Annotated in this window: 13 protein-coding genes and 3 tRNA genes; all 16 read right to left on the bottom strand. The window is 60.3% G+C overall.

The genetic code is table 11. The annotated features are described in order from the left end of the window. Window positions 1-25: 25 nt before the first annotated feature. The gene (locus tag AD669_RS09285) at window positions 26-997 is read right to left on the bottom strand and encodes an XdhC family protein (RefSeq protein WP_053118962.1); all 972 of its coding nucleotides are present in this window, start codon (window positions 995-997) and stop codon (window positions 26-28) included. Between the two features lies 1 nt (window position 998). Further along, window positions 999-2,234: a cytochrome c gene (locus AD669_RS09280; protein ID WP_053118960.1), complete on the bottom strand. Its 1,236-nt coding sequence runs from the start codon at window positions 2,232-2,234 to the stop codon at window positions 999-1,001. Between the two features lie 2 nt (window positions 2,235-2,236). Beyond that, window positions 2,237-2,776, bottom strand: coding sequence for a (2Fe-2S)-binding protein (locus tag AD669_RS09275; RefSeq protein ID WP_053118958.1), 540 nt, complete (start codon window positions 2,774-2,776; stop codon window positions 2,237-2,239). Beyond that, window positions 2,769-5,600 carry a xanthine dehydrogenase family protein molybdopterin-binding subunit gene (locus AD669_RS09270; RefSeq protein WP_053118956.1) on the bottom strand — a complete coding sequence of 944 codons (2,832 nt, stop codon included), beginning with the start codon at window positions 5,598-5,600 and terminating at the stop codon, window positions 2,769-2,771. The genes AD669_RS09275 and AD669_RS09270 overlap by 8 nt, the downstream gene beginning before the upstream one ends. Window positions 5,601-6,074: 474 nt before the next feature. Next, window positions 6,075-6,151: transfer RNA gene (locus tag AD669_RS09265), tRNA-Asp, on the bottom strand. Window positions 6,152-6,244: 93 nt separating this feature from the next. Further along, a tRNA-Asp gene (locus tag AD669_RS09260) sits at window positions 6,245-6,321 on the bottom strand. Between the two features lie 55 nt (window positions 6,322-6,376). After that, a tRNA-Val gene (locus AD669_RS09255) sits at window positions 6,377-6,452 on the bottom strand. Between the two features lie 167 nt (window positions 6,453-6,619). After that, on the bottom strand, window positions 6,620-7,396 hold the full coding sequence (locus AD669_RS09250; RefSeq protein WP_053118953.1) for an SDR family oxidoreductase: 777 nt from the start codon (window positions 7,394-7,396) through the stop codon (window positions 6,620-6,622). Then, the gene (locus tag AD669_RS09245) at window positions 7,393-8,604 is read right to left on the bottom strand and encodes an O-succinylhomoserine sulfhydrylase (RefSeq protein WP_053118950.1); all 1,212 of its coding nucleotides are present in this window, start codon (window positions 8,602-8,604) and stop codon (window positions 7,393-7,395) included. The genes AD669_RS09250 and AD669_RS09245 overlap by 4 nt, the downstream gene beginning before the upstream one ends. A gap of 148 nt (window positions 8,605-8,752) precedes the next feature. Then, window positions 8,753-10,258, bottom strand: a complete 1,506-nt coding sequence (gene purF, locus AD669_RS09240; RefSeq protein WP_053118948.1) for an amidophosphoribosyltransferase — start codon at window positions 10,256-10,258, stop codon at window positions 8,753-8,755. A 41-nt stretch (window positions 10,259-10,299) separates the two neighbouring features. Beyond that, entirely contained in the window at window positions 10,300-10,860 is a 561-nt protein-coding gene (locus tag AD669_RS09235; RefSeq protein ID WP_053118946.1) for a CvpA family protein, read from the bottom strand. 98 nt (window positions 10,861-10,958) lie between these two features. Next, on the bottom strand, window positions 10,959-11,621 hold the full coding sequence (locus AD669_RS09230) for an SPOR domain-containing protein (protein ID WP_053118944.1): 663 nt from the start codon (window positions 11,619-11,621) through the stop codon (window positions 10,959-10,961). Beyond that, a complete protein-coding gene (gene folC / locus AD669_RS09225) occupies window positions 11,605-12,912 on the bottom strand; it encodes a bifunctional tetrahydrofolate synthase/dihydrofolate synthase (RefSeq protein WP_053118942.1) in 1,308 nt (435 codons plus the stop codon). The genes AD669_RS09230 and folC overlap by 17 nt, the downstream gene beginning before the upstream one ends. Then, entirely contained in the window at window positions 12,909-13,829 is a 921-nt protein-coding gene (gene accD, locus AD669_RS09220; RefSeq protein ID WP_008083214.1) for an acetyl-CoA carboxylase, carboxyltransferase subunit beta, read from the bottom strand. Before accD ends, folC begins: the two co-directional genes overlap by 4 nt. Before the next feature lie 200 nt (window positions 13,830-14,029). Continuing rightward, a complete protein-coding gene (locus AD669_RS09215; protein ID WP_053118940.1) occupies window positions 14,030-14,662 on the bottom strand; it encodes a phosphoribosylanthranilate isomerase in 633 nt (210 codons plus the stop codon). Window positions 14,663-14,727: 65 nt separating this feature from the next. Next, on the bottom strand, window positions 14,728-15,552 hold the full coding sequence (truA, locus tag AD669_RS09210) for a tRNA pseudouridine(38-40) synthase TruA (RefSeq protein WP_053118938.1): 825 nt from the start codon (window positions 15,550-15,552) through the stop codon (window positions 14,728-14,730). Window positions 15,553-15,744 lie beyond the last annotated feature (192 nt).

Raw genomic sequence — 15,744 nt, 5'->3', positions numbered from 1 at the left:
CGCCACAAATGCATCTACCAGGTAATCAGAGCTGGTCGCGAGCGATGCCGCTACGAATCCGCAGGATATCGGCAAGTACCGCCAAGGCAATCTCCGCCGGCGTCTTGCTGCCAAGGTTAAGCCCGATCGGCGCATGAATTCGCGCCAACTCACTCTCCCCCAGCCCGCCAATCCGGCGCAGGCGCTCAAAGCGTTTCTGCGATGTCTGCAGCGAACCCATCACGCCAATGTAGAACGCTTCGGTACGCACTGCCTCCATCATCGCCAGATCGTCAATGCGCGGATCATGGGTCAGCGCCACCACCGCCGTATCACGGTGGCAGCCACCATCGGCAATAAACACCGATGGCAGTTGCCGACGAATTTCCACGCCATTGAGCACCACACCTTCAAGCACTTCATCGCGCGGATCGCAGAGAATCACTTCAAAGCCGAGGCCGACAGCAAATTCGGCACACGCCTGCGCCACACTGGAATAGCCGGCGAGCAACAAACGTTGCGCCGCGCCGATGCGGATACGCACCCGATCAATCTCACGCTCGATGCGCGCACCCTGCTCGCGATCAGCGAACAGGCTGCGCGCACCGCTGGCCAGATCGACCTCGCGAATCAAACGACGCTGACCGAGCAGCGCCGATTCCAACTCACGCAGATGCGCCTGCACCTCGCAGTCAGCGTCAAATTTCTCAACCAGCACATCGAGAATGCCGCCGCACGGCAGGCTGACCCGCGAGCGCGGATCGTCGCCTTCGCCATAACGCACGACGTTGATCGCATCGAGAAATGCACCTTCGGCGACGCGCTCAAGAAAGTCTTCCTCGACGCAGCCACCCGACAGCGACCCGATCCACTGCCCGCCTTCGTTCACCGCCAGCAGCGAACCCGGCGCGCGCGGCGCCGAGCCGTAGGTGGTCAGCACGGTGCAGAGCCAAATGCGCTGCCCCGCCACCGACCACTCCAGCGCTCGCCGAACCACTTGCAGATCGAGATGCTGCATGTCAGTGCGCCTTGTGCTCGATGGACGGTGCGTCAGCTTGCAGCTTCTGCACGTCGCTCACTGCCAGTTCAGCCGACTGACCACCCCAACCTTGACGCAGGTAGTTGAGCAGATCGGTCAGTTGTTCAGGCTTGAGTTTGTCGGCGAAACCCGGCATCGGCTGCATGCGCTCGAAGCCAGAGAATTTCTGCTCGCCGATACCGTCCTCGATCACGCGCAGCAGGTTGCGCGGATCTTCCAGACGCAGCGTGGTGTTGCCGCGCATGGCCACCGCGATGTGCGGTTTGCCTTCGCCACCGACCGCATGGCAACCGGCGCAGACGTTCAGGTATTCCTGCTGACCGCGCTGGGCACTGGCGCTGAGTTTCTCGACCGGCACTTCAACCAGCGCTTTGGCTGCCGGCGGTTTGTCGCCAAGCAGGAACGTCGCCATCGCCGCCAGATCCTGATCGCTCAGGCCCTGAGTGCTGTTGTGGAACACCGGGAACATCTCGTTGAACATCGTCCCTTGCGCGCTCATGCCGTGCTTGAGGAACGTGCTCAGATCCTGTTCGTTCCAGCCGCGCGCGGCCAGATCAGTGGCCAGCAGGCTTGGCGCCAGATAACCATTGAGGATGCCGCCCGTCAGGCGCTTGTCCAGTTCCATCGCGCCCGGCAGGCCGCGTGGCGTGTGGCATTCGCCGCAGTGGCCGAGAACTTCGACCATGTATTGGCCGCGCTTCCACGCTTCACTTTTGCCTTCGGCCGGCTCCAGTTTCAGGGCTTTGCCGTACAGCACGTTCCAGCCCATCAGGCCCAGACGCACGTTGAACGGGAAGCTCAAACTGGTGACCGGTGCAGCGCGCTCGATCGGCTCGATGGTTTTCAGGTACGCATGGATCGCGTCCGAATCTTCGCGCGGCATCAGGTGATACGAGGTGTATGGCATCGCCGGATACAGGTTCGCACCGTCGCGACGCTTGCCTTCGGTGAGCGCTGCAAAGAACTCGTCATCGTTGTACAAACCGATGCCGTGTTCTTTGCTCGGCGTGATGTTGGTGCCGTAGATCGTGCCGAACGGCGAGACGATCGGCAGCCCGCCGGCAAACGGCGCGCCGCCCGGTGCAGTGTGGCACGCCATGCAGTCAGCGCCGCGAGCCAGATACTCGCCGCGTTTGACCTGATCATCGGCGTGAGCAAACAACACCGGCGCAGCCAGACCGACCGCCAGGGTCAGTCGGGTCAGAAAAAGCTTCATGCTTAACCCTCCTTGACCAGGCCGAGATCGGTCAGCACGTTGCGGGTGGCGTTGTAGTAACGCACGTACCCGGTGCAACGGCAGATGTGATGGCCGAGGCTGTCTTCGATGACTTGCTCGAGTTTGCTTTGCACGGTCGGCTGGCGTTGCAGCTTCTCGACCAGCACGGTCGCGGCGTTGACGAAGCCTGGCGCGCAGTAGCTGCACTGGAAGGCGAACTCATCGACGAAACGCTGCTGGATCGGGTTCAGCTCAGTGACCTGGCCCGCTTCGTCACGCTTGGCGTGGGATTCGATGGTGCGGACTTTCTTGCCTTCGAAGTAATGCGCGCCGGTGATGCAGGTGCGCACTTCTTCGCTGGTGCCGTCCGGGTTATCGACAATCACCACGCAAGCGTGGCAGATACCTTGACCGCAGCCCAGACGCGAGCCGGTGAGGTTTTTGTATTCGTGCAGGTAGTCGATCATCGGCAGGTCATCAGGGATGTCCACCGGGCCGACGGATTGACCATTGAGGGTCAGTTGAAGCGGACGGTTAGCCATTGAGGGCCTCCTTGATGCGCGCTGGAGTGATAGGCAGATCGCGAACACGTTTACCGATGGCATGCGCCACGGCGTTACCGATGGCCCCGACAACCGGGATCATCACCACTTCAGCGATGCCTTTGGACGGATCGCTCGGCGACAGTGCCGGGAGAATCTCCGACGTCTGTTTCCACACGGCAACGTGACGCGCCATCGGCAGACGGTAACGGTTGAAGTTCCAGTCACCCTCCCCCGGCCCGCCTTCGTACAGCGGCATCTCTTCCATCAGTGCGTGACCGATGCCCATGGCGATACCGCCTTCGAGCTGGCCCTTGACCAACTCTTCAACCAACACACGACCGCACTCGACCCACGAATGGTGGTTGAGCACTTCAACATCCAGCGAGCCTTTGTTGACCTTCAGCTCGACCAGCGTGGCGACCGGGCTGTAGTAAGTCACGGCAGCGTTGTTCAACTGAACAACCGGGTAGTTGATGTTCTGGCGATCCAGCAGATGGAAACCAGACGTGGTCATCAACGCTTTCTTGGCTTTCGGCGCACCATCACCGTATTTCACCGCCAGACCGTCGAGCGGCAGACGCTCGCGCACGCCGTCGATGCTGTATTCGGCCTCAGCCCAGCTCCAGCGGTTGAACGCGTGAACGGTGGCGCCGGTAACCAGACCACGCTCGTGAGCGTGCTTGGCCAGCTCTTCGAAGGTCAATGGCTGCATGCCGTTGGCAGTCAGCTTGCCATCCACCCAGTGCGCATCTTCGCGACGCACAACGTATGGGTTGGCTTGGCCGCCGTAAGGGCCCTGACGCCAGATCTCCATGGCCGCCGGCCACAAACCGTTGTTGAACAACACGCGGGCTGCTTCACGGGTGGCGTGACTGAAGTAGTAAGCCGAGTTGGTCGCGGACGACGCCGAGGCCAACTTGCCGACCCAGCGCGGGTTGCGCAGCAGGTTATCTTGGTCGGCCTGGCTCATGATGTAAGGGTTGCCGCTGGTGATCAGCTGCATTTCCTTCCATTCGGTTTCGCCAGTCTTCACTTCGTGGGCCGGGCTGCCGAGGAAATCGGCGACGACCAAGGCTTGCGAAGTGGACATGCCGGTGCCGATTTCGATGCCGATGTGGCGCAAGGTGATGCGACCGTCAGCGGTGAATTCGATGCTGGCCATCGGCGCTTCAGAACCGGTGCCAAAGTCTTTCTGGCAGATGGCGAAACCAACGCCGTACCAGTTATCCGGGTCAGCGGCTTCGCGTTGTTTCTTGATCGCGTCGCGGTTTTTCCAGACTTCGTGTGCAGCGGCCTTGTCGAGAATCTCGTGCAAACGCAGAGCACCGGCCGGGATCGCGCCCTGGGTGTTTTTCATCCCCGAACGCAGCGCGTTCTTGCGGCGCAGTTCGATGGCATCGACGTTCAGGCGATCGGCGATTTCGTCGACCATCATTTCGGTCGCCGCCATGCTTTGCAGGGTGCCGTAACCGCGCATCGAACCGGCTTCAACACCACGCGAGTGATACGCGGTGACTTGCAGGTCGTTCTGCGGCATGTAGTAAATCGACTGCGCGGCCGTGGCGCCCACAGCGGCCACCGACGGGCTGTAGTTGATCCGGCCACCGCCGTCGACGCTCATGTCGGCGAGGAAAATCTTGAAGGTCTGATCGTTCTTGTCCACGGCCAACTGGTAGCGAATGTCGAACGGGTGACGCTTGATGCCGCTCTGGAACTGCTCGTAACGGTCGTTCGCCAGACGCACTGGCACACCGGCGCCGTACAGCGCAGCGAGGGCTGCGTAGTAAACGAAGATGTTGTGGTCTTTGGAACCGTAACCCACGGTGTAACCCGGGTGCATGTTCAGGTTGTCCAGGCCGAAGCGCGACGGCGAAATCATTTTCGCGGTCTCGGTCGCCGCTTCCAATGGGCACTGGGTAGCCACCACGAAATGCAGCGTCTTGGTTTTCGGATCGTACCAGCCGTTGCCGTTGTCCGGCTCCATGGCGGCCGGTTCGATCGACGGCGTCTTGTAGCGCTCATCGAACACCAGCCAGTTGTCCGGCGGCGTGTTGATCTGGCCCTTCATGCGATCGGCGTAGAACAGGCCACGCTCGGTGAGATTACCGTGCAGGTTCGGCTGGGAATTCCACACCGGGCGACGGTTTTTCAGCATCGGGAACAGGATCGAATCCTTGAGGCTGGCGAATTCGTCTTCATCTGCCGAGGTCGGGCCGCCCACGCGCACGTAGCGGAAGCTGCCGTAGGGATCGCCTTCGTAGAACGGCACATTGGCGCCGTAACGAATCGCTTTGTCATTGAATTTGAGTTTGTTCTTGGCCTGACGGAAACGCTCGAAGTCGTTCCAGATCAGGATCGCTACCGGGTGACCGATGAACATCGGCACTTTGCCTTCAGGCAGCAGCGGATCCGGTGCATGCTCCTCAGGGAAGACGATACCGTCCTTGTCCAGATCGGCAGCGGTGACGATGCGGTCAGGCTGCAGATCGGCGCCAAGCCACGACAGGTCGTAGCCGGCATAGATATGGTCGGCCTTGATGGTTTTCAGCAGCATGGCGTGGCCTTGCTGCTCGGGCCAGCCCGGCATGTCCTTGGAACGGATGTCGCGGGCAAAGACTTTGCTGCCGCAGACTTTCGACAAGGCATCGTTACGCTGGCGCGCTTTGCCGTTGTTGCCGAGCCATTTTTCGGACGGCACGGTCACGCTGTTTTCCATCAAGGCAGCCAGCGCCTGGGTGCTGAGCGGCGTAAGCGTGACGCTCACACCCGCCACCAGCCCGCCCTGGAGGAACGAGCGCCGGGTTATTTCACGGTTGGACATGGATCATCCTCTGGACGGTTATACATCCGCCCTTCTGGTTATCTACTGGGGAATCTCGAGTCTTGCAGAAGCCCTTCTTGGCTAAACGAAGGACGAAATGACAGTGCAAAGCTGACCGAAAGGTTAACTTTAAAGGTTTCTGCGCTCGCAGCAAACAACCAGATACAAATTTCTGACTAAAGAATCAAAAAAGACAATGCGACGTGGCACCGCAGGATGGTTACAGGCATCCCTTGTAGGAGCTGTCGAGTGAAACGAGGCTGCGATCTTTTGATCCTGTTTTTTACGATCAAGATCAAAAGATCGCAGCGTGCCGCAGCTCCTACAGGGAGCCGGGTTGCGTGATGGGAGCGGAGGTCAAATTTCAGACACAAAAAACCCCGGTCTCTCGACCAGGGTCTTTGCTATCGATTCCGAATCAACCAACGGTTGCTTTCGGTGCTTCAAGGCGTTCAGTGATCCTTGAAGCAGATATGGCGCAGCGGACGGGACTCGAACCCGCGACCCCCGGCGTGACAGGCCGGTATTCTAACCGACTGAACTACCGCTGCGTATCGCTTTGAGCTTGCGCTCAAGTAACTCGTTTTGATTGAAAGCTTCGGTGCTTTTCAATCGCAAACCAGACAAGTCTGATTTGTACAATATGGCGCAGCGGACGGGACTCGAACCCGCGACCCCCGGCGTGACAGGCCGGTATTCTAACCGACTGAACTACCGCTGCGCGTCGGTGCAGGCACTTTCAGCCTACGTTCTTGCTTACGCAAGTTTCTCGGGAGTGGTGGGTGATGACGGGATCGAACCGCCGACATTCTGCTTGTAAGGCAGACGCTCTCCCAGCTGAGCTAATCACCCGTTTGCATCTCCGAGGCCGCGAAATTTACGCAGGTAGCGAACCTAAGTCAATAGCAGGATTGAAGTTTTTCTAAAAAAGACGAAATTGCTTCAATCCCTGAGAAAGTAACATCCATGAAACCGCTATCGCGAGCAGGCTCACTCCTACACGTTCGCGGCTTCGCTTCTTACTCTGTGTAAATCATCTTCTTGGTCATACCGCCATCGACGACGAATTCCTGCCCGGTGACGAACCCGGCATTCCTTGACAGCAACCACGCAACCATCGCCGCCACGTCTTCGACCGTCCCTACCCTGCCCGCCGGATGCTGAGCATGATCGGCATCAGCCAAAGGCTCCGCTCGACGCGCAGAAGGATCGCGCGCATCGATCCAGCCCGGGCTGACCGCGTTAACACGAATCTCCGGCCCCAGACTGATCGCCAACGCATGCGTCAGCGCCAACAACCCGCCCTTGCTCGCCGCATATGCCTCAGAGTCGGCTTCCGATTGCCGCGCACGGGTCGAAGCCAGATTGACGATCGAGCCGTTGTGAGCGCGCAGGTATGGCGCGCAGTGCTTGGCCAGCAACATCGGCCCACTGAGGTTCACCGCCAACACACGATTCCAGTAGGCCAGATCGAGGCTTTCCAGGGTGATGTTGTGCGGATCAGCCACCGCCGCGTTGCACACCAGCGCATCGAGACGACCAAACTGCCCCAACACCTCTGCTACACCGAGCGCGACCTGGGCCTCATCAGCAACGTCCATGGCGATGAACCAGGCACTTTCGCCCAGTACCTTCGCCACTTTCGAACCGCGCGCACGATCCAGATCCGTCAGCACCACTTGCCAGCCTTCGCTGATCAGCCACGCCGCAATCCCCAGACCGATACCGCGCGCGGCACCCGTGACCAGCGCAACGCGGCCATGGGTACCAGGTTTCGGGGTCGACAACTCGATCACAGCGCTGCCAGACCGCGCGCCAGATCGGCTTGCAGATCCGCCACGTCTTCCAGACCGACCGCAATGCGGATCAGGCTGTCACGAATGCCCGCTGCTTCACGTTCTTGCGGCGCCAAGCGGCCGTGAGAAGTGGTGCTTGGGTGGGTGATGGTGGTTTTGCTGTCGCCGAGGTTGGCGGTGATCGAAATCAGTCGAGTTGCATCGATAAAGCGCCACGCGCCCTCTTTGCCACCCTTGACCTCAAAGCTCACGACCGCACCGAAGCCCTTCTGCTGACGCTGGGCCAGTTCGTGCTGCGGATGGCTCTTGAGACCGGCGTAATGGACTTTCTCGATGCCGTCCTGCTGCTCCAGCCATTCGGCCAGTTGCTGGGCGTTGGCGCAGTGCGCCTTCATCCGCAGGTTGAGGGTTTCCAGACCCTTGAGGAAGATCCACGCATTGAACGGGCTCAGGGTTGGCCCGGCAGTACGCAGGAAACCAACGATTTCTTTCATCTGCTCGCTGCGACCGGCGACCACGCCGCCCATGCAACGGCCTTGGCCGTCGATGAACTTGGTCGCCGAGTGCACGACGATGTCCGCACCCATTTTCAGCGGCTGCTGCAAGGCTGGCGTGCAGAAGCAGTTGTCGACCACCAGCATCGCGCCTTTGGCGTGCGCGATTTCTGCCAGCGCGGCGATATCGACCAGCTCAGCCAGAGGATTGGACGGCGACTCGACGAAGAGCAATTTGGTGTTCGGCTTGATCGCCGCGTCCCAACCCGACAGGTCGGCCAGTGGCACATAGTCGACTTCGACGCCGAAACGCTTGAAGTACTTCTCGAACAGACTGATGGTCGAACCGAACACGCTGCGCGAGACCAGCACGTGATCGCCAGCACTGCACAGGCTCATCACCACCGCCAGAATCGCGGCCATGCCGGTTGCGGTGGCAACGGCCTGCTCGGCGCCTTCCAGCGCGGCAATCCGCTCTTCGAACGCGCGCACGGTCGGGTTGGTGTAACGCGAGTAAACGTTGCCCGGCACTTCGCCGGCAAAGCGCGCGGCCGCGTCGGCGGCGGTGCGGAATACATAGCTGGAGGTGAAGAACATCGGATCACCGTGCTCACCTTCCGGCGTACGGTGCTGACCGGCACGTACGGCCAGGGTATCGAACGCTACGCCTTCAAGGTCGCTGTCCAGCCGACCGGCATCCCATTCCTGACTCATGCTGTCACTCCTTGCCCTGTTCTGAAATAGATACAAAACCGGCCCGGAGGCGTGATGCCTTTGTAGGAACAGGGCTTGCCCGCGATGGGGCCTCTGGCAGCGCCAAAAGCTTCGCGGGCAAGCCTTGCTCCTACAGGCCGGTGATTACTTAGTTGTTGTACAGATCGATGATCGCACTGACCGCTTGGGTCTTGATCTTCGAGGAGTCGTTACGCGCCTGCTCGATCTTGTCCAGATACGCCTCATCGACGTCGCCGGTAACATATTTGCCGTCGAACACCGCGCAATCGAAGCTCTCGATCTTGATCTTGCCGCCACCGACCGCTTCGATCAAGTCAGGCAAGTCCTGATAGATCAGCCAGTCAGCACCGATCAGATCCGCCACGTCCTGGGTCGAACGGTTGTGTGCAATCAACTCGTGAGCGCTTGGCATGTCGATGCCGTAGACGTTCGGGAAGCGCACCGCCGGAGCAGCCGAGCAGAAGTAGACGTTTTTCGCGCCGGCTTCGCGGGCCATCTGGATGATCTGCTTGCACGTGGTGCCGCGCACGATCGAGTCGTCGACCAGCATCACGTTCTTGCCGCGGAATTCCAGCTCGATGGCGTTGAGCTTCTGGCGCACCGACTTCTTGCGCGCTGCCTGGCCCGGCATGATGAAAGTACGGCCGATGTAACGGTTCTTGACGAAGCCTTCGCGGAATTTCACGCCCAGGTGGTTCGCCAGTTCCAGTGCCGCAGTACGGCTGGTGTCCGGAATCGGGATAACCACGTCGATGTCGTGCTCTGGACGCTCGCGCAGGATTTTCTCGGCGAGTTTTTCACCCATGCGCAGACGGGCCTTATAGACCGACACGCCGTCGATGATCGAATCCGGACGCGCCAGATAAACGTGCTCGAAGATGCATGGGGTCAGCGAAGGATTGGTCGCGCACTGACGGGTGTGCAGCTTGCCCTCTTCAGTGATGTAGACCGCTTCGCCCGGCGCCAGGTCGCGAATCAGGGTGAAACCGAGCACGTCCAGGGAAACGCTTTCCGAGGCGATCATGTACTCGACGCCTTCGTCGGTGTGACGCTGGCCGAACACGATCGGGCGGATGCCGTGCGGGTCACGGAAACCGACGATGCCGTAACCGGTGATCATCGCGACCACCGCGTAACCGCCGACGCAACGGTTGTGCACGTCGGTCACGGCGGCAAACACGTCTTCTTCGGTCGGTTGCAGCTTGCCGCGCTGGGCCAGCTCGTGAGCGAACACGTTCAGCAGCACTTCCGAGTCGGAACTGGTGTTGACGTGACGCAGATCGGATTCGTAGATCTCTTTGGCCAACTGTTCAACGTTGGTCAGGTTACCGTTATGCGCCAGGGTGATGCCGTAAGGCGAGTTGACATAAAACGGCTGAGCCTCGGCCGAGGTCGAGCTGCCCGCGGTCGGGTAACGGACGTGGCCGATACCCATGTGGCCGACCAGACGCTGCATGTGACGCTGTTGAAACACGTCACGCACCAGGCCATTGTCCTTGCGCAGGAACAACCGGCCATCATGGCTGGTCACGATACCGGCAGCGTCCTGGCCGCGGTGCTGGAGCACGGTTAGCGCGTCATACAGCGCCTGATTGACGTTCGACTTACCGACGATACCGACGATGCCACACATGCGACGCAACCCCTACTTAATGGATCTGAACTGAACAACACTCACTGAGGCGTTTTCGCCGACGGCAAGAGTTGCTCCTTGAACGGAATATCAGCGGGTACGCTGATTCCGCTGGCAAGCCACTGACTGCTCCACCCGAGGATCAGGTTTTTGGACCAGTCGGCGACCAATAGAAACTTGGGAACGAGTTGGGATTCTTTCCACCACCCGTCCTGCTGTACCGGCCCCAGGCTCAACAGCCCGATCGCCACAACCACCAGCAACACGCCACGCGCTGCGCCGAAGGCCATGCCGAGGAATCGATCGGTCCCGGACAACCCGGTGACGCGTACCAACTCGCCGATAAGATAATTGATCATTGCGCCCACGATCAGTGTGGCGACAAACATGATGGCACAGCCCGCGATCACGCGAGCCGATGGGGTTTCGATGTATCCGGCGAGGTACTCGGACAATGAACCACCGAACATCCAGGCGACGACTCCTGCGATGATCCAGGTCACCAGCGATAATGCTTCTTTGACGAAGCCGCGGCTCAAACTGATCAAAGCGGAGATGGCGATGATTGCAACGATCGCCCAGTCAACCCAGGTAAATGGCACAGTGCAGCCTACAGACGGATAAGGCGGCGCATTTTAGCAGAGCGCATGCCTCTCGGTAAGCTGCGATTGTCAGTGCATTTCAATCGAGGCGATAGTTTTTAGCCGCGCTCAGGCTGGAAGCGCACGACAAAACCCTTGAGGTTCTGCTGACGGCTCAAAAGATCACGCAAACGATCGGCTTCAGCGCGCTCGATCAGCGGGCCGACAAACACCCGATTCTTGCCATCGGCCGTACGGATATAGGCGTTGTAACCTTGGCTGCGCAGGGTTTTCTGCAGGCTTTCGGCGCTGGCACGGCTCGACAGGCTAGCCAGTTGCACCGACCAGCTCACCGACAGACCGTTGGCATCGACGCGACTTTGCGTGGTGTCCGGCTTGCTCGCTGCGGCGCTCGGGCCGGCAGTAATCGGCTGAGCAGGCGCAGGAATCGGTTTTGAGGTTGGCGGCGGCGTTGTCGGTTTGACGATCTGCGCTGGCACTACCGGTGCGGCGGCGATCGGTGCCGAAGGCGCTTCTTGCTCGGCAACCTCTTCGTCCGTCGGCACAGGCTCTTGCGGCAAGGCTTGCGGCTCCGGCACGGCGACCGGCTCGACCTGCACTTGCGGCACGGCCGGGGCTTGCGGGGCAGCCGGTGCCTCCACGACAACCTGACGCTGTTCGTCCTGACGCGAAAACAGCATCGGCAGGAAAATCACCGCCAACGCCACCAGCACCAGAGCGCCAACCATGCGCTGCTTGTACGCTTTATCCAGCAAAGCCATTTGCCGCTTCCTCCGTGGAGCGCCGGGCCAACCATTCAAGGGCCTCGGCGACACAATAAAATGATCCGAACAACAGAATCTCGTCGTCGCTTGTCGCCACAGCGCATTGACCGTCCAGGGCGGCGGCGACACTGTCGTAAGACGTGACCGACGCACCAAGGTTCTGCAATGCCGCGTTTAATTCAGCCACCGGACGTGCGCGCGGCGAATCCAGCGGCGCAACGGCCCAATGCTCGACACTAGCATTCAATTCGCCGACAACACCATCCAGATCCTTGTCGGCCAACAAACCGAACACTGCCAGACGCTTGCCGACCGGTGGCCGCGAGGCCAGCCGACGGGCCAGATACTCGGCCGCGTGCGGATTATGCCCCACATCCAGCAACACATTGAGGCGTTTGCCGTTCCACTCGAACGAACGACGATCCAGACGCCCGACCACGCGAGTCGCCTGCAAGGCGGCAATGATCTGCTCGGCATGCCACGGCAAACCGAGCAACAGATAACCCTGCAACGCCAGCGCGGCGTTCTCCATCGGCAAATCGAGCAACGGCAAGTCGCGCAGTTCGACAGCCTGACCCTGCGCATCGGTACCGCGCCACTGCCAGTGCTGATCGGTGATACCGAGATCGAAATCACGCCCGCGCAGGAAGAACGGACAGGCCAGTTCGCGCGCCTTGTCGAGCAACGGTTGCGGAGGATTCAGATCGCCACACAAGGCAGGCTTGCCCTGGCGGAAAATCCCGGCTTTCTCGAAAGCCACGGATTCGCGGGTGTCGCCCAGGTAATCGGCGTGATCGACGCCAATACTGGTGACCAGCGCGATGTCGGCATCGACCACGTTGACCGTGTCCAGACGCCCGCCCAGCCCAACTTCGAGCACCACAGCGTCGAGTTTTGCCTGTTGAAACAGCCAGAACGCCGCGAGGGTGCCCATTTCGAAGTAGGTCAGGGAAGTGTCGCCGCGCCCGGCCTCAACCGCAGCAAAGGCTTCGCACAGCTGTGCGTCAGTGGCTTCGACGCCATTGAGCTGCACCCGCTCGTTGTAACGCAGCAGGTGCGGAGAATTGTAGACACCGACGCTCAGGCCCTGCGCACGCAGCAATGAAGCCACGAATGCGCAGGTCGAACCTTTGCCGTTGGTGCCGGTGACCGTAATCACCCGAGGCGCCGGCTGGCCCAGCCCCATGCGGAACGCTACCTGTTGCGAACGCTCCAGACCCATGTCGATGGCCGACGGATGCAACTGCTCAAGGTAGGCGAGCCATTCGCCAAGGGTGCGATCGGTCATAGGCCAGCAGGTACCGGTGGAACCACGATCGGCTCGATTGGCGCGGCGACGAATTTCGGCGTCGGCTTGCCAGTCATTTGTGCCAACAGGTTACCCAGACGCGGGCGCAGTTCCTGACGGTGGATGATCATGTCGATCGCGCCGTGTTCCAGCAGGAATTCGCTGCGCTGGAAGCCTTCCGGCAGTTTTTCACGCACGGTTTGTTCGATAACGCGCGGGCCGGCAAAGCCGATCAGGGCTTTCGGCTCACCGACGATCACATCGCCAAGCATCGCCAGACTCGCGGAAACACCGCCGTAGACCGGGTCGGTCAGCACGGAGATGAACGGAATGCCTTCTTCACGCAGACGCGCCAGCACAGCCGAGGTCTTGGCCATCTGCATCAGCGAGATCAGTGCTTCCTGCATGCGCGCACCGCCGGAAGCGGCGAAGCAGATCATCGGGCAACGGTTTTCCAGCGCGTAGTTGGCAGCACGTACGAAACGCTCACCAACGATGGCGCCCATGGAACCGCCCATGAAGCTGAATTCAAACGCCGAAACCACCACCGGCATGCCCAGCAGGGTGCCGCTGACCGAGATCAGCGCGTCTTTCTCGCCGGTCTGCTTTTGCGCAGCCACCAGGCGATCCTTGTACTTCTTGCCGTCACGGAATTTCAGACGGTCAACCGGCTCCAGATCGGCGCCCAGTTCGTTGCGACCTTCGGCATCGAGGAAGATGTCGATGCGCGCACGTGCGCCGATGCGCATGTGGTGGTTGCACTTGGGGCAAACGTCCAGGGTCTTTTCCAGCTCCGGACGATACAGCACAGCCTCGCAAGACGGGCATTTGTGCCACAGACCTTCAGGCACCGAGCTCTTCTTGACCTCGGAACGCATGATCGAAGGGATCAGTTTGTCTACTAACCAGTTGCTCATGCTTTCTTTCTCCAGTACCGGCGGCCCGAACCTTTCGATTCGCAACCCCGCGTATGCCCTTGAGCTAAATTCATGTGTGCGGCGATGGTTGGTGAACCGCCACGGTCAGCGCGAAACATGACCTGCGTGCAATCCGGACAACCCTCAGCCACGCTTGCTTTGTGCAAGTGCATTGATGGACGGCGGCAGACTGCCAGCCGTCACATCGACGATGTATTGCTGCGCACTGCTTTGATAAATGCGCGGATCTTTGCGTGATCCTTGATGCCTTTGCTCGCCTCTACCCCGCCGCTGACGTCTACGGCGTAGGGTTTTACCTGGGCCACGGCGCCCGCGACGTTTTCCGGGGTCAGGCCACCGGCCAGAATCAACGGCTTGCTCAAACCTTGCGGAATCAAAGACCAGTCGAACGCCTCGCCGGTTCCGCCAGGCACGCCTTCAACATAGGTGTCGAGCAACACACCGCTGGCGCTTGGGTAGGCATCTACAGCTGCGGCGATGTCGTCGCCAGCCTTGACCCGCAACGCTTTGATGTACGGGCGATGCCAGCCTTCACAGTCTTCAGCGACTTCATCACCGTGGAACTGCAGCAGATCCAGCGGCACCGCATCGAGGATTTCCCCCAACTCGCAGCGGCTGGCGTTAACGAACAGGCCCACGGTGGTCACAAACGGCGGCAACGCCTGGATGATCGCCCGCGCCTGCTGCACGGACACTGCGCGCGGGCTCTTAGCGTAAAACACAAATCCGATCGCATCCGCCCCGGCCTCGACGGCGGCCAGCGCATCTTCTATGCGGGTAATCCCGCAGATCTTGCTGCGAACGGCTGACATGTCGAGAAAAACTCCAAGGCAAAATCCGGGAAAGTCCCGGATGGTAACAAAAGCGTTCGAGGGCGTCAGCCGCCAAGTTCCGAGAATCCCGTAAGGAAATGTGGCCCGATAAAACGCTCGGGTAACGGGAATTCATCGTGGTACTCGACCTGCACCAGATACAGGCCGTACGGATGCGCTGTCACCCCACCGGAGCGGCGCTCGCGGCTTTCCAACACTTCCTTCATCCACTCGACCGGCCGCTCGCCCGCACCGATGGTCATCAGGACGCCAGCGATGTTGCGCACCATGTGATGCAGGAAGGCGTTGGCGCGGATGTCGAGGACGATCATCTTGCCGTGGCGGGTGACGCGCAGGTGATGCATCTTCTTGATCGGCGACTTGGCCTGGCACTGGCCGGCACGAAACGCGCTGAAGTCATGGGTGCCGATCAAGTGCTGCGCGGCCTCGGCCATGCGCTCGACGTCGAGCGGGCGGTGGTTCCAGGTGATTTCTTCGTTGAGGTGCGCCGGACGGATCTGATCGTTGTAGATCACGTAGCGATAGCGCCGGGCGATGGCTTTGAACCGCGCATGGAAATGCGCCGGCATCACCCGCGCCCAACTGACACTGATGTCGTGGGGCAGATTGATGTTGGCACCCATGACCCAGGCTTTCAGCGAGCGATCGACCGTGGTATCAAAATGCACCACTTGCCCGCAGGCATGCACACCAGCGTCGGTACGTCCGGCGCACTGCAAGGAAACCGGCGAGTTGGCGACTTTCGACAGGGCTTTTTCGAGCTCTTCCTGCACCGTGGCCACACCCGTCAACTGGCGCTGCCAGCCGCTGTAGCGCGAGCCTTTGTATTCAACGCCCAGCGCAACGCGGTAAAAGCCGTCGGGGGCCATTTCGGCGACCGGGTTATCTATGTTTGCCAAGGTGGGACAGCCTGCTGTTTTTGCAAAGGCGGGCATTATAAGGCCTCAAGATCAAAAGATCGCAGCCTTCGGCAGCTCCTGCACAGAAATCCGCATTCCCCTGTAGGAGCTGCCGAAGGCTGCGATCTTTTGATCTTGAAACCCAAACAAAAACGGCAGCCT

Origin of the sequence: Pseudomonas sp. P1.31, assembly GCF_001269815.1 — a bacterium.
GTDB classification, from domain to species: domain Bacteria; phylum Pseudomonadota; class Gammaproteobacteria; order Pseudomonadales; family Pseudomonadaceae; genus Aquipseudomonas; species Aquipseudomonas rustica.
Note: the sequence above shows the minus strand (reverse complement) of the source record. Positions and strands in the feature narration are given on the sequence as shown.

Excerpts from the sequence above, each read along its gene's own strand:
- AD669_RS09245 (WP_053118950.1), bottom strand. The coding sequence starts at position 8,604 with ATGAGTCAGGAATGGGATGCCGGTCGGCTGGACAGCGACCTTGAAGGC.
- AD669_RS09270 (WP_053118956.1), bottom strand. The coding sequence starts at position 5,600 with ATGTCCAACCGTGAAATAACCCGGCGCTCGTTCCTCCAGGGCGGGCTG.
- AD669_RS09275 (WP_053118958.1), bottom strand. The coding sequence starts at position 2,776 with ATGGCTAACCGTCCGCTTCAACTGACCCTCAATGGTCAATCCGTCGGC.
- accD (WP_008083214.1), bottom strand. The coding sequence starts at position 13,829 with ATGAGCAACTGGTTAGTAGACAAACTGATCCCTTCGATCATGCGTTCC.
- folC (WP_053118942.1), bottom strand. The coding sequence starts at position 12,912 with ATGACCGATCGCACCCTTGGCGAATGGCTCGCCTACCTTGAGCAGTTG.
- AD669_RS09280 (WP_053118960.1), bottom strand. The coding sequence starts at position 2,234 with ATGAAGCTTTTTCTGACCCGACTGACCCTGGCGGTCGGTCTGGCTGCG.
- purF (WP_053118948.1), bottom strand. The coding sequence starts at position 10,258 with ATGTGTGGCATCGTCGGTATCGTCGGTAAGTCGAACGTCAATCAGGCG.
- AD669_RS09215 (WP_053118940.1), bottom strand. The coding sequence starts at position 14,662 with ATGTCAGCCGTTCGCAGCAAGATCTGCGGGATTACCCGCATAGAAGAT.
- AD669_RS09230 (WP_053118944.1), bottom strand. The coding sequence starts at position 11,621 with ATGGCTTTGCTGGATAAAGCGTACAAGCAGCGCATGGTTGGCGCTCTG.
- truA (WP_053118938.1), bottom strand. The coding sequence starts at position 15,552 with ATGGCCCCCGACGGCTTTTACCGCGTTGCGCTGGGCGTTGAATACAAA.
- AD669_RS09285 (WP_053118962.1), bottom strand. The coding sequence starts at position 997 with ATGCAGCATCTCGATCTGCAAGTGGTTCGGCGAGCGCTGGAGTGGTCG.